Here is a 13255-nt window from a genome sequence, read left to right as displayed (position 1 = left end):
GGGGCCATGGGCGAGATCGTCGGGGCGGGTCTGCTCGCGCACGTACCCACCATCGTGCTGCCCGAGCCGGTGCGGCGCGAGCTCAACTACGGCAGCGAGATCAGCCTCGTCACGGGTCTGCGGCAGCTGCGCGCGGACGTCTTCGAGAGCGACGGCTACGACACGGTGGTGGTCCTCGACTCGCACTGGGCGACCACCGTCGAGTTCGTCATCGCCGCGCAGAGCCGGCGGGCCGGCCTGTTCACCTCCGAGGAGCTTCCGCGCGGCATGTGCCGGATGCCCTACGACTTCGCGGGCGACCCCGAACTCGCCCGCAGGACGGCCGGGTTCGCGGCGCGCCACCAGACCTGGATCACCGCCATCGACGATCCCTGCCTGCCGGTGCACTACGCCACCGTCAACCTGTGGAAGTTCCTCGGCGAGGGGCTGCCCGACAAGCGCTGGATGTCCATCGGGGTGTGCCAGACCGGCGACTCGGAGGACCACCTGCGGCTCGGCCGGGCGCTCGCCGACGGCATCGCCGCCACCCCGGGCCGCAGGGTCCTCCTCCTCGCGTCCGGCGCCCTGTCGCACACGTTCTGGCCACTGCGCGAACTGCGCGACCACGAGGCGAGCGATCCCGTCCACATCCGCACGCCCGAGGCCCGGGCGGCCGACCTGGAGCGCATCGGCTGGTTCAAGGAGGGCCGCCACCGGACGGTGCTCGACACCCTGCCGGAATTCCGGGAGTTCAGGCCCGAGGCCGGGTTCGCGCACTACCTGATGATGGCGGGCGCCCTCGGCGGCGAGGCGTGCACGGCGCCCGGCCGCCAGTACGGGGCGTACGAGAACTCCATCGGCACCGGCCAGGTCCACCTGTGGTTCGACCGGCCCGCCGACGGCTGGACCGGCGCCGGGCCACCGGCGCCGCATGCCGTACGCCATCCGCACCGCCGCGACCGGGAGGCCTGACATGCCCGAGTACCGCCGCGTCCTGCTCGACGGCTCGCCCGTGCACACGGTGCGCGAAGGAGACGACCTCGTGGCCGGGGACGGCCGCCGGGTGAAGGCCGAGACAGCTGTCCACCTTCCCCCGGTGACCCCCTCGAAGATCATCGCGGTACACCTCAACCACCGCAGCCGGGCGGCGGAGTTCGGCGCCCCCCTCCCCGCCGCCCCCACCTACTTCCACAAGCCGGTCTCGGCTCTGAACTCCCACCGGGGCGCGGTGGTGCGCCCGGCGGGCTGCAAGTGGCTCAACTATGAGGGCGAGGTGGCCATCGTCATCGGCAGGACCGCCCGCAACATCGCGCCCAACGAGGCGGGCGCGTACATCGCGGGCTACACCGTGGGCAACGACTTCGGCCTGCACGACTTCCGGGACACCGACGCCGGGTCGATGCTGCGCGTGAAGGGCTCCGACACCCTGTGCCCGCTCGGCCCCGGACTCGTCACCCACTGGGACTTCCGCCACAAGCGCCTGCGCACCTACGTCAACGGCAAGGTGGCGCAGGACGGTTCGACCGATGAGATGCGGTGGGACATGCACTACCTGGTCGCCGACATCGCCCGCACCATCACGCTGTGCCCGGGGGACGTCCTGCTGTCGGGCACCCCGGCCCACTCCCGTCCCGTACACCCCGGTGACGTGGTCGAGGTGGAGGTCGAGGGGCTCGGGCGGCTCACGAACCACGTCGTCGCGGGCCCCGCCCCCATCCGCGCGGACGTCGGGGCCCAGCCCACCGAGTCCGAGGAGGTCCTGTCCACGGCGCTCGGCGGCGACTGGGAGTTCCGCGGCATCCGCGCCCCCCGGCGATGAGGCACCACCCCCCCTGAATGCGGGCACCGCACCGGGCATGCCACGGGGACGCCCGGCGCGGTGCGCCACCACTCCCATCCGCAGACCGAGCCCACTGGCAGGTGATCCGCGTGGACGGCAGGACGGCCGCGAGCCACCCGATCGAGCACGACTCCCCCGCCGCCGGGCGGCTCAAGCCCAACGTGCTCGGTGTGCTCGGCATCCTCTTCCTCGTCCTGTCGGCGCAGGCGCCCCTGACCGGCATCGCGGGCGCGGTCCCGCTCTCGGTGGGCCTCGGCGACGGGCCCGGTGTACCCGGCGCCTATGTGGCGGCGGGGGCGGTGATCCTGCTGTTCTCCGTCGGATTCGTCGCGATGGGCCGCCATGTCGTCGACGCCGGGGCCTTCTACACCTACATCGGCCGGGGCCTGGGCCGGACGTCCGGGGCGGGCAGCGCGGCCGTCGCGCTGTTCGCCTACTGCACCATCCAGGCCGCGATGTACGGGCTGTACGGGGCGACCGTGAGCGAGCTCGTCCAGCGCCACAGCGGACTCCATGTGCCGTGGTGGATCTGGGCGTTGGCTACCATGGCCGTGGTGCAGGTGCTGGGAGCCACGGGCATCGAGATGGGGGCCCGGGTCCTCGCCGTCTTCGTCCTCGCGGAGATCAGCGTGCTGCTCGCCTTCGGCCTGGTGACGCTGTTCGGCGGCGGCGGGCCCCAGGGGCTGGGCTTCACCCGGAGCTTCTCGCCGGGCGCGGCGCTCACGGGTGCGCCCGGGGTGGCGCTGATGTTCGCGGTGGCGTCGATGTTCGGCTTCGAGGCGACCGCGATCTACGGCGAGGAGGCGCGCGACCCGCACCGCACGGTGCCGCGGGCCACCTATCTGTCGATCGTCGTGGTCACCGCCTTCTTCGCCTTCACCTCGTGGATGGTGGTCTGCGCCTACGGCGCGTCGGCCGCCACGGCGGCCGCGGGCAAGGCGCTGGCGGGTGGTGACGGTTCGTCGTTCGTGTTCGCGCCGATCGCGGACCGGTTCGGCGGCTGGGCCGACGACGTGCTGCCGGTGCTGCTCGCCACCTCACTGTTCGCGGGCATGCTCGCCTTCCACAACTCCGCCAACCGCTATCTGTTCTCGCTCAGCAGGGAAGGTCTCCTGCCGCGTGGTCTGCGCGCCCTGAACCGGCGGCACTCGCCCTATGTCGCGGGCGGGGTGCAGTCGGCAGTGGCGGTGCTGCTCGTCCTGCCGTTCGCACTGGCCCGCAAGGACCCGGTGCTCACCCTGTTCTCGTGGTTCAGCGGGGTGGCCGTGCTCGCGATGATGCTGCTCTACTTCCTCACCTCGGTATCGGTGATCGTCTTCTTCCGGCGCGAGCGCCTGGACACCCGGCCCTGGAACACCCTGATCGCCCCCGGGCTCGGCGCGCTCGGTCTGGCCGGCGCGATCTGGCTGATCCTGGCCAACCTGACCACGCTGATCGGCGGCGACCGGGCCACCGCGACCTGGCTCGCGCTGGCCGTCCCGCTGGTCCTGGCGCTCGGTGCGACGACGGCCCGGCTGGTCCGCGGCAGAACGCCATGAACCCCGCGGCCCGCCCGCTGATCGCGATCCCGGCCCGCTTCTCGGCCTCGGCCTCGGCCCTGCGGTACGCGGCCGAGGTCAACGCCCGCGCCCTGATCGAGGCGGTGTGGCGGGCGGGCGGCGAGCCGGTCACGCTGCATCCGCACGCGCCGGGCGGCCGGGCGGATCCGGACGGGGTGCGGGCCCGGCTCGCCCGGTTCGACGGGGTTCTGCTGCCCGGCGGCGGTGACGTCGACCCGGCCCGCTACGGCGCCGCGCCCGCTGCGAGCGTCTACGACGTCGATGCCGAGCAGGACGGCTTCGATCTCGACGCCACCCATGGAGCACTGGAGTTGAACCTCCCCCTCCTCGCGGTCTGCCGCGGCCTGCACGTGGTGGATGTCGCCCTGGGCGGCGCTCTGCGCCAGGACATGGGCGGACCCGGGCGCGAGCACCGTCATGTCGTGCACCGGGTGGCCGTACGGCCCGGCACGCTCCTCGCGGGCGCCACCGGCGCGGCGCAGGTGACCGCCTCCTGCTACCACCATCAGAGCGTCGACCGCGTCGGCGCCGGGCTCTCCGTCACCGCGCGGGCCGCCGACGACACCGTGGAGGCGCTCGAACTCCCCCGCCACCGGGGCTGGTTCGTCGCCGTCCAGTGGCACCCGGAGGACACCGCGCGGGAGGACCCGGCGCAGCGGGGGCTGTTCGAGGCGTTCGTGCGCGCCGCGGCGCGCTGAGGCTCAGGCCTTGGGGCGGCGGCCGCTGCGGCGCGGGGCGGGCTCGGCGCCGCCCAGGAGCTCGCGCCGGCGTTCCTCGCCGCGCTCCTCGACCTGGAGCACGACGCGGCGCAGCCCGTCCGCGACGCTGCGGCACTCCTGATCGTCCAACTGCCCCGTGACGAAGGCCTCTTCCTCGTTGAAGCGCGGGAAGAGGCGCTGCATGAGGGCCTCCCCTTCGGCGGTGAGGCTGAGCAGCACCAGCCTGCCGTCGGTGGGGTGCCCGGCCCGCCGCACCAGGCCGCGGGCCTCCAGGGTGCGGGCGACCCCGGTGAGCGTGCCCTTGGAGATGCCCGCCTCCTCCGCGACATGCCGGGTCTCCGACTCGCCCCAGATCCACACCACCCAGAGCACGACGAACGCCGTCCAGGTCAGGTCGCTGCCGCGCAGGACCGAGTTCTCCAGGTGCTGGCGGACGGCGGAGGCCGCCCGGTAGATGTTGGCCACGACCGCCATCTGGTCGTGGCGGATCGGCACACCGCCGAGCTTGGCCCGCGCCAACTGCTCCGCTTCGGTGATGGATCGCCGGCCGGGCACGGGCCACACCCTTTCGACGCCCCGGGGGCGCGACGTGGTTCGAGGACATCGTTCGGACTCGAATTGTACGAACGCGGCGGCGGCCCGTCGCCCCTGTGCCCGACGCCGCCCGCCCGGGCCAGTGCGGCGATCAGCCGCCGCACCGCACACTCAGGGGTCGCCGTACCCCGAACCTGAGGGTCTGCCCGGGCTGCGCCGCCACTGCCGCCGTTCAACGCCGGGCCGCCGACGGCCCAGCGCCGTTCTCGTGGGTCCCGCCCCGCCGCGTTGGGGCGGACGGGTGATATCCGGCTGGTCCCACGGCGGGGCGCGGGCAGGAGGGCGCGCGGGCATGAAAAGGAGTCGGACAGAGCTCCGCTTTGTATGACAATCTTCCGAACCAGAGGAACGCACATGCCCGCCCCAGCAGCACTCCACGCCCTGCCCAGCCCGCCGCGCAAGCGGCTCGTCGCCCTCGCGGCGTTCGCCGCCGCGGGAGCCTCCCTCCTCGGCGCGCCGACCGCCCTCGCCGCCCCCGGCGACAACGGCGACATCAAGATCCACGCGTTGGGAACGGCCTTCACCGACCAGCGCAACGAACCGAAGGTCTGCGGCTTCTACCTCGACGCCTTCAACTTCGACGTCGCCCAGGGCATCACCTGGACCATCTCCCCCCAGCCCGCCAGAGCGGGCGGCGCCACCCTGTCCGGCAGCATCCAGCTCGCCACCGGCCTCGGGCACACCGCACCGCTCACCCTCCCCGACGGGCAGTACAAGCTCGTCTGGAACATCACCGGCGGCAACGGCGCGGGCAAGCAGAAGGTGTTCAAGGTCGACTGCACGCCGACCTCCGCGAGCTCCGGCGGCAGCGGCGGTACGCCGCGCGGCGGGGTTCCCGCGGGCGGCGGCGGTCTCGCCGAGACCCCGGGCGTCCCGCAGGCCGGGGCCGTGGCGGGGGTGGGGCTGGTCTCGGTCGCCGGGGTGCTCTACATCCGCCGCCTGCGCCGACGCCCCGATGGCGCAGCGTAGACGCGCCCCCACCGGCCGCCACCGGACGCGCGCCTACCGCCTGACGAGGACGGCGGCCCTGGCCGCGTCCCTGGTGGCGGGCGGCGTCTGGTGGGCGCAGGGCGACGACCAGGCCGCGCCCGCGCCGGCCGTCGCCTCCGGACCGCGGTTCGGCGCGGCGGCCCACGCGCCCGCGGGCGACAGCCGGGGTGGCGCGGCGAACCCGCGACCCGCGACACCCCCGCGGCCCCTGCCGCCGTCGCCGGCGGTCTCCCTCGCGGTGCCCCACCTCGGCATCGAGGCGCCGGTCATGGCACTGGATCTGGACGGCCAGCGGCACCTCGCCACCCCGCCGGTGGACGACCCCAAGGTGGTGGGCTGGTACCGGGGCGGGCCGTCCCCGGGGGAGTCGGGAACCGCCGTGGCCATCGGCCATCTCGACACCAAAACCGGGCCCGCCGTCTTCGCGGGCCTGCGGTCTCTGCGCCCCGGCCGGTCGGTGGAGGCCCGCCGCGCCGACGGCCGGATCGCCGTGTACACGGTGGACAGGGTCAGGACGTACGAGAAGACGCACTTCCCGGACCAGGAGGTGTACGGCGGTACGGGACGGCCGGAGCTGCGGCTCATCACCTGCGGCGGGCGGTTCCACGCGAAGACCGGGTACGAGAGCAACCTCGTCGTCTTCGCCCATCTCACGCAGGTCCGCGCGCCCGCCACCCACCGGGCGTGACCGGGCGCTCTCCCCCGGCCGCCCCAACGGGCGGCCGGAAAGCGCCCCTTGGGGGCCCGGTGACGTTCCGTGGCTATTGACACTCCTGTCAATGACATGGACATTACTAGTCGCTCATCCGGCTCCCGCGCCGCCCCGCCCGCGCGGCCGGAGGTCGCGCTCCACCCCCCACCCTCGTCACATCTCTGACGCACGGTCCTGGAGGAGCCACATGAAACGCCGCAGAACCGCCCTGGCCGCCGCCCTGTTCGCGGCCGCCGCCGGGCTCGCCGCGACGCAGAGCGCGCAGCCCGCCACCGCCCACCCCGCCCGCACCCCGGCCCCCAACGCCCCGCACCGCGGCACGGTCGCCGGGGCCCGCACGCCGGGCCACGACCCCGCGCGGGACCGTGCCGTGGCGGCGCTCAAGAAGGGCCGCGACGCCTCGTTCCGCAGGAACCAGGCCGAACCCACGCACAACTGGTGGGGCGTCTTCCCCCAGCCGGGCACCCACGACGGCATCACCGCGACCCACGCCGTCGACCCGTCCTACCGGGTGAGCGACGCCGACAACTTCACCTACGCTCCCACCACCAAGGCGCAGAACTCCTGCATGGAGGTGGTCACCGCCTACTGGAACAGCGGCAACGAGATATGGGCCTGGGACTGGTGCGGGGCGGGCGGTCCCGCCAGGACGGTCGCGGTCGACGCGGACTTCAAGGCGAAGTACACCCAGCCCGCCGGTGGCGAACTCGCCTACAGCGTCCAGCTCGTGCGCGACAGCGGGTCCGCCAACAGCTGGTCGTCCTACCTCTACAACTACCGCTCGGCGCGGTGGGAGTTGCTCTACCGCCAGTCCGGCCGGGACCAGAGCGGGCTCGACCACGGCTGGGACATGTTCGAGATATACGCGAGCGTGAACCCGTCGACCGGCGTGGGCTACTACTGCACCGAAGCCCGCGACACCGTCTTCGACAGCAGGGCCATAGAGCTGCGCCACAACGGCGTCTGGAAGCCCGCCAGTGGGTCCGACTCGCCCTGGACCGACCAGAACCCCTCCGGCCAGGACTTCCTGTGCCCGTCCCTGAACTTCGTCCAGGCGGGCGCCGACGACCACTGGACGGTACGCCAGTAGCCGCCGGCGGGCGGCCGGGCTCAGCCGAGCCGGAAGGTCGCCTCCACGGGGTAGTGGTCGCTGGGCGAGCGGGTGTCCAGCTGACCGGGGGTCCAGCCCGCCTGCGGGTCGAAGTCGGACGTGACGGCGGGCAGGGCCGAGGGGACCGGGCGGCCGGGCGCGTTCAGGTACCCGAGGTAGTCCAGGTTGTCGCGGTAGTCCTTGGGGAAGGTCTCGACGTCGGCCATGTACTGGCACCAGGCCGACACCGAGCAGTCCATGGTGGTCGGCGAGGCCCCGGCGGCCGGGGTGTTCAGCGCACCGCCCACCGCGCTCTGGGCGTTGGCGAAGTCGTTCCGCGCCTGGCCGTGCGTGTACTCGACGTTGAGGTCCCCTCCGAAGAGGACCGGGGCCGAGGAGCCCACGATGGTGTTGGTCCAGTCGCGGATCTCGCCGAGCTGGCGCAGCCGGGTGGCCTGGGTGGTGTCGGTGGCGGTGTTGGACTGGTCGGCCTGGAGGTGCGTGCCGACCACCCAGGTCTTGGTGCCGAACTTGTCGATCTGCGCGAGCGCCGCGCCCTTGTTGGCGTTGTAGTCCCAGGTCCCGGACGTGGAGTTGCTGAAGACGTGCGCGTACTGAGCGGTGATGGGGTACTTGGAGAGGATCATTGTGCCGCCGTTGATCACGAACCACGAGCTGGAGCAGTTGCCGCTCACCCCGTTCCAGCCGCCGCCCGAGCACGTCTGGCCCACGACCGGCGTGCGGTAGGGGTAGAGGTCGGCGAGCTTGGCGGATATGTCGTCGGTGGAGGCGTGGTTGAACAGCTCGTCCAGGATCACCACGTCCGCGCTGTGCTGCCGGATGATCGACTCGACGACCGGGGTGCGCTGAGCCGCCTTCTCGTTCTGCGTCGAGTCGACGATCGCGGCGCCCAGGTCGACGTTCCACGCGAAGACGGACAGCGTGGGCGCACCGTCGGCGGCGCCGGCCGCGGGCGCGAGCAGTACCGAGCCCCCGGCCAGGGCGGCCGCTGCGGTGAGGGCGGTGAAGACGGAGGCGGTGCGGGGCACGCGCATGGGGAGGCTCCTGATGGTCGCTCAGCGGTGGGGACGGCGGAACTGTAGCTACCGACGAGTACATCCGGAAGAACTGCGGCTGATCATTCCATGGCGGCCCGATGGCCCCGTGATCACCGGACGGCCGCCCACCGCGCGTGCCCTCGGGCAGCTTTTCCCCGCACGGCACTAGGAACCTCAGGGCCGCCTCGCTACCCTCCGCGCATGATTTCCACGATTGTCTGGGGTACCGGCAATGTCGGCCGTGCGGCGATACGCGCCGTCGAGGCCCATCCCGCGCTGGAACTCACGGCCGTCCTGGTCCACGACCCGGCCAAGGTCGGCCGCGACGCCGCCGAACTGGCCGGTCTCGACGGCTCGTTGGGCGTCCTCGCGACCGACGACGCCGCCGCCGTACTGGCCGCCCGCCCACGGGCCGTGGTGTACGCGGCGTCCGGCGACATCCGGCCCGACGAGGCCCTGGCCGACGTCATACGGGCCGTGGGAACGGGAGCCGTGGTGGTCACCCCCGCCCTCTACCCGCTCTACGACCACCGCGGCGCCCCGCCGGAGTTCCGCGACCCGGTGCTCGCCGCCGTCGCCGAGGGCGGCGGGTCGCTGTTCGTCTCGGGCGTCGACCCGGGCTGGGGCAACGACGTCCTGCCGCTGCTGATCAGCGGGCTCGGCACGACCGTGGACGCGATCCGCTGCCAGGAGATCTTCGACTACTCCACGTACGAGCAGGAGGAGTCGGTCCGGTACCTGGTCGGCATGGGGCAGCCCATGGACTACGAGCCCCTGATGCTCGCCCCGTCCGTCCCGACCATGGTCTGGGGCGGACAACTGCGGCTGATGGCCAGGGCGTTGGGCGTCGAGCTCGAAGAGATCCGCGAGACCATGCACCGCCGCGCACTCGACACGACGGTGCACACCCGCACGATGGGCACCTTCGAGGCGGGCACGCAGGGCGCGGTGCGGTTCGAGGTGCAGGGCATCGTCGAGGGCGAGGCCCGCCTCGTCATCGAGCACGTCACCCGCATCCACCCGTCCTGCGCCACGGACTGGCCCGCGCCGCCCGGCGGCGGTGACGGCGCGCACCGGGTCGTCATCGAGGGCCGCCCGCGCATCGAGGTCACCGTCGAGGCCAGTGACGAGGGCGAGAACCGCTCCGCGGGCGGGAACGCGACCGCGGTCGGCCGCCTGGTGAACGCCATCGACTGGCTGATGGCGGCGGAGCCCGGACTCTACGACGCGCTCGACGTCCCGCTGCGCCCGGCAGTCGGCAGACTCGGAAGGAAGCAACGATGAGGATCGACATCCCCGAGGGCCAGGAACCGATCGGGTACGTGTGGGGCGACATGGTCCCCGGCATCGGCATGGCCGCCGCGAACTTCTCCCTGTCCGTCTACGCCCATACGACGCTGGGGCTGCGCGAGTTCGAGGCCGCGCGACTGCGGATCGCCCAGATCAACGGCTGCCGGTTCTGCCTGGACTGGCGCACGGACCGGGACGGCGAGAAGGTCGAGGAGACCTTCTTGGACGCGGTCACCGACTGGCGCACCACCGACGCCTTCGACGACCGCACCCGGCTGGCCGCCGAGTACGCCGAGCGCTACGCCCTCGACCACCACGGCCTCGACGAGGAGTTCTGGGGCCGGATGACCGCGCACTACAGCCAGGTCGAGATCGTGGAGCTGAGCATGAGCATCGGTTCCTGGCTGGCGTTCGGCCGGCTCAACCACGTGCTCGGCCTCGACTCCGTGTGCGTGCTGCCCACGCACTGAAAGGGGGCCGCCCGGCGTCCCGGGCGGCCCCGCGTTCGCGCCGTCACGTGAGATCGGCGGCGATGATCTTCTCGATGTTCCGTTCGGCGAGCGCCGTGATCGTGACGAACGGATTGACACTGGTGTTGCCCGGGATGAGCGAGCCGTCGATGACGTAGAGGCCCGGATGGCCGTACAGGCGGCCGTAGTTGTCGGTCGCCTTGTTCAGGACCGCGCCGCCCAGCGGGTGGTAGGTCAGGGTGTCGTTCCAGATCTTGTAGGCACCGAACAGGTCGGTGCGGTAGATCGTGCCCTCCGTCGCGTTGATCTTGTCGAAGATCGTCTTGGCCATGTCGATGGACGCCTGCTTCCAGACGGTCTGCCAGTCCAGGTCGACGCCGCCGGTCGCGGGGTTCCAGGAGAAGGTGCCGCGGTTGGGGTTCCTGGTGATCGACAGGTAGAAGGAGGCGTACGTCTCGATGCCGGTGGGCAGCGGCGCGACCTCGGCGAAGGCACCCCCGGCGGTCCAGTTGTCGATGCCGCCGCACGGAATGGCCGCCTGGACCGTTCCGGTGGGGTCCCACAGGTAGTTGGCGCGGCCGCACATGACGTTGCCGTTGTCGCCCCAGCCCCGGCCCACCTCGCCGTTGAGCCGGGGAAGGGCGCCGGTGGCCTTCAGCTTGACCAGGAGCTTGCTGGTGCCGACGCTGCCGGCCGCGAAGAACACCTTGTCCGAGGTGACGGTCTTGGTGGCCGTGACGTCGCCGTTGGTGTTGAGCTGCTCGATGACCACCGTGTAGCCGCCGCCCGGGCCGGGGGCGACCGAGGTGACCCGGTGCAGGGGCGAGATGGTGACCCGGCCGGTCGACCTCGCCCGGGCCAGATAGGTCTTCTGCAGCGACTTCTTGCCGTAGTTGTTGCCGTACAGGATCTCGCCGGCGACGGCCGACTTGGGCACGGTGCCGACCGCCTCCTGCTTCATGTAGTCCCAGTCGTACACGTCGGGTACGAACTGGAACGGGAAACCGGAGCGCTGGGCCTGCTTGCGGCCGACGCGGGCGAACTGGTAGCAGTCCACCGTGTCGAACCAGGCGGGGTCGATGAGACCCGAGCCGAGCCCGGCGTTGGCGCGCGGGTAGTAGGTGTTGTACATCTCGTCGGGGTCGACCGACGGGAGGATGGCCCCGAAGTTCTCGCGCTTGGGCGTGACGGCCATGCCGCCGTTGACCAGCGAACCGCCGCCCACGCCGCGGCCCTGGTAGACCGTGATGCCGCTGAAGTCCTCGGCGTCCAGGATCCCCGTGTAGCGGGGGATGTCCTTGTCGATCGGGATGCCGAAGAAGTTGCTCAGCGGCTGCTTGGTCCTGGTGCGCAGCCAGTAGGAGCGGTAGTCCGGCGCCGTGGTGTTGCAGAAGATCTTGCCGTCCGAGCCCGGGGTGTCCCAGGCCATGCCCATCTCGACCATCTGCACGTCGACGCCCGCCTGGGCGAGGCGCAGGGCGGCGACCGAGCCGCCGTATCCGGTGCCGATCACGAGGGCCGGAACGTGGGCGCCGTCGCCGATCGGGGCGGCGGCCGAGGCGGTAGCCGCGTGGGCGGCGGAGCCGGGACCGAGGAGAGCGGCCGCCCCAAGAATGGAACCTGTTCCAGCGATGAATCTTCGCCGCGAGACACCCTGGGAACCCGTGGATTGCATGGTAGTGTCACTCATGTGACATTCCTCACTCTCGGTGGAATGAGAACAGGTTCTACTGGCGCTTGCGTGATAAGTCACTACATACCGATAGGTAATGTGTGGCCGATTACCGGCCCTCCTCCACGGCCAGGAGCGCCGCGCCCCCGAAGGTCTCCCCCCGGTCGAGCACCGCGGTGGCGAGCCCCGCCCTGGACATGCACGCCGTCAGCCGGGCGACCACCTCCTCCCAGCGGGCGCCCCCGCGCCGCACCGGCCGGGCGATGCCGTCGACGCCGATGAAACACGGCACGAGCCCGCACCGTCCGATGCCGCCGCCGTCGAGTACCACGATCGCCACGGCGGTGATCCGGGCGCTCGGATGGAAGGGGAAATCCGGACTCCCCGGACGCGGGTAGAACCCGTACTCACCGAACACCTCCGCCAGCTCGTGCGGAGCGGCCCGGTCCACGTCGACGCCGAGCGCACGCAGGTCGTCGGGGAAGCGGGGCATGTCGAAGACGATGTGCCCCAGCCCGTGGAACACCGGCGTCCCGTCGACGAACCGCGCTCCCTTGAACAGGTGCTGGTGGTGGCCGAGGACGAGGTCGGCGCCGGCTCCGGCCAGGAGCTCGGCGCACAGGCGCTCGTGATCGGTGAGCACCCACGGCCGGGTGTGGTCGCCCCAGTGCACGCTCACCACCACCAGATCGGCCCGTGCGCGGGCCCGCGCCACGGCCTTCTCGACCCAGGCCCAGTCGCCCTCGTCGAGGACCGACACGACCTTGGCGGGCAGCCCGGGGCACACGTGGCCGGGCAGCGGCGCGGCGTAGCTGTCCTCGGCGCGCAGCGGCGCCACCCCCGGTGCCGCCGGGCCCGCCTGGGTGTTCACGGGCAGCACCGACGTGCAGGCCACCACGGCGACCCGGATCCCGCCCACCCGCACGACGGCCGGTGCGAGCGCCTCGGCCAGCGAGGCGCCCGCGCCGACCGGCTCGACGCCCCGCGCCCTCAGGGTCGCGAGGGTGTCGTCGAGCCCGCCCCGGCCGGCGTCCATGGCGTGGTTGTTGGCCACCGACATCACGTCGAACACCGACAGCGGCGCGGCGTTCACGGTCGCCACCACGGTCGAGGCCGTCATGCCCGGCAGCGGGGGGTGCCGGTCGGTCAGTACGCCCTCGAAGTTGCCGAAGACGAGGTCGGCGGCCTCCAGGACGGGCGCCACCCCTTCCAGTGCCCGCTCCGGCCGCGCGCGGTCGACGAGCACGTCGCCGACCGCGGCGAGGGTCGTGACCGCCATCAC

13 protein-coding genes are annotated in these 13255 nt (G+C 72.3%); 9 read left to right on the top strand and 4 right to left on the bottom strand.

All coding sequences use genetic code 11. The annotated features are described in order from the left end of the window. The first annotated feature begins 6 nt into the window (after positions 1–6). From DT019_RS16940 to DT019_RS16925, 4 genes are all read left to right on the top strand, one after another. Positions 7–951 (top strand): 3,4-dihydroxyphenylacetate 2,3-dioxygenase, encoded by a 945-nt coding sequence (locus DT019_RS16940; protein ID WP_114037660.1) that lies wholly within the window; start codon positions 7–9, stop codon positions 949–951. A gap of 1 nt (position 952) precedes the next feature. Beyond that, positions 953–1798: a fumarylacetoacetate hydrolase family protein gene (locus tag DT019_RS16935; RefSeq protein ID WP_114037876.1), complete on the top strand. Its 846-nt coding sequence runs from the start codon at positions 953–955 to the stop codon at positions 1796–1798. A gap of 110 nt (positions 1799–1908) precedes the next feature. After that, on the top strand, positions 1909–3357 hold the full coding sequence (locus tag DT019_RS16930) for an APC family permease (protein ID WP_114037875.1): 1449 nt from the start codon (positions 1909–1911) through the stop codon (positions 3355–3357). Next, entirely contained in the window at positions 3354–4076 is a 723-nt protein-coding gene (locus DT019_RS16925; RefSeq protein WP_114037659.1) for a gamma-glutamyl-gamma-aminobutyrate hydrolase family protein, read from the top strand. Before DT019_RS16930 ends, DT019_RS16925 begins: the two co-directional genes overlap by 4 nt. Before the next feature lie 3 nt (positions 4077–4079). Here the strand turns inward: DT019_RS16925 and DT019_RS16920 are convergent, their stop codons facing one another. After that, positions 4080–4652, bottom strand: a complete 573-nt coding sequence (locus DT019_RS16920) for a MarR family winged helix-turn-helix transcriptional regulator (RefSeq protein ID WP_114037658.1) — start codon at positions 4650–4652, stop codon at positions 4080–4082. 393 nt (positions 4653–5045) lie between these two features. Here DT019_RS16920 and DT019_RS16915 point away from each other — a divergent pair, with 393 nt between their 5' ends. The 3 genes from DT019_RS16915 (at position 5046) to DT019_RS16905 (ending at position 7483) form a co-directional block, all read left to right on the top strand. Then, positions 5046–5660, top strand: coding sequence for a hypothetical protein (locus tag DT019_RS16915; RefSeq protein WP_114037657.1), 615 nt, complete (start codon positions 5046–5048; stop codon positions 5658–5660). Further along, entirely contained in the window at positions 5647–6369 is a 723-nt protein-coding gene (locus DT019_RS16910) for a class F sortase (protein ID WP_114037656.1), read from the top strand. Before DT019_RS16915 ends, DT019_RS16910 begins: the two co-directional genes overlap by 14 nt. A 211-nt stretch (positions 6370–6580) precedes the next feature. After that, complete coding sequence (locus DT019_RS16905; protein ID WP_223279615.1) at positions 6581–7483, top strand: carbohydrate-binding protein; 903 nt, start codon at positions 6581–6583, stop codon at positions 7481–7483. A 20-nt stretch (positions 7484–7503) separates the two neighbouring features. Here the strand turns inward: DT019_RS16905 and DT019_RS16900 are convergent, their stop codons facing one another. After that, entirely contained in the window at positions 7504–8538 is a 1035-nt protein-coding gene (locus DT019_RS16900; protein ID WP_189389663.1) for a sphingomyelin phosphodiesterase, read from the bottom strand. 204 nt (positions 8539–8742) lie between these two features. Here DT019_RS16900 and DT019_RS16895 point away from each other — a divergent pair, with 204 nt between their 5' ends. Both DT019_RS16895 and DT019_RS16890 read left to right on the top strand, forming a co-directional pair. Further along, positions 8743–9825 carry a dihydrodipicolinate reductase gene (locus DT019_RS16895; protein WP_114037655.1) on the top strand — a complete coding sequence of 361 codons (1083 nt, stop codon included), beginning with the start codon at positions 8743–8745 and terminating at the stop codon, positions 9823–9825. After that, positions 9822–10301, top strand: a complete 480-nt coding sequence (locus DT019_RS16890; RefSeq protein WP_114037654.1) for a carboxymuconolactone decarboxylase family protein — start codon at positions 9822–9824, stop codon at positions 10299–10301. The genes DT019_RS16895 and DT019_RS16890 overlap by 4 nt, the downstream gene beginning before the upstream one ends. Before the next feature lie 43 nt (positions 10302–10344). Here the strand turns inward: DT019_RS16890 and DT019_RS16885 are convergent, their stop codons facing one another. Next, entirely contained in the window at positions 10345–11991 is a 1647-nt protein-coding gene (locus DT019_RS16885; protein ID WP_114037653.1) for a GMC oxidoreductase, read from the bottom strand. 91 nt (positions 11992–12082) lie between these two features. Next, the gene (locus DT019_RS16880) at positions 12083–13252 is read right to left on the bottom strand and encodes a CapA family protein (RefSeq protein ID WP_114037652.1); all 1170 of its coding nucleotides are present in this window, start codon (positions 13250–13252) and stop codon (positions 12083–12085) included. Positions 13253–13255 lie beyond the last annotated feature (3 nt).

Source organism: Streptomyces sp. SDr-06 (assembly GCF_003324565.1).
GTDB lineage: Bacteria > Actinomycetota > Actinomycetes > Streptomycetales > Streptomycetaceae > Streptomyces.
Note: the sequence above shows the minus strand (reverse complement) of the source record. Positions and strands in the feature narration are given on the sequence as shown.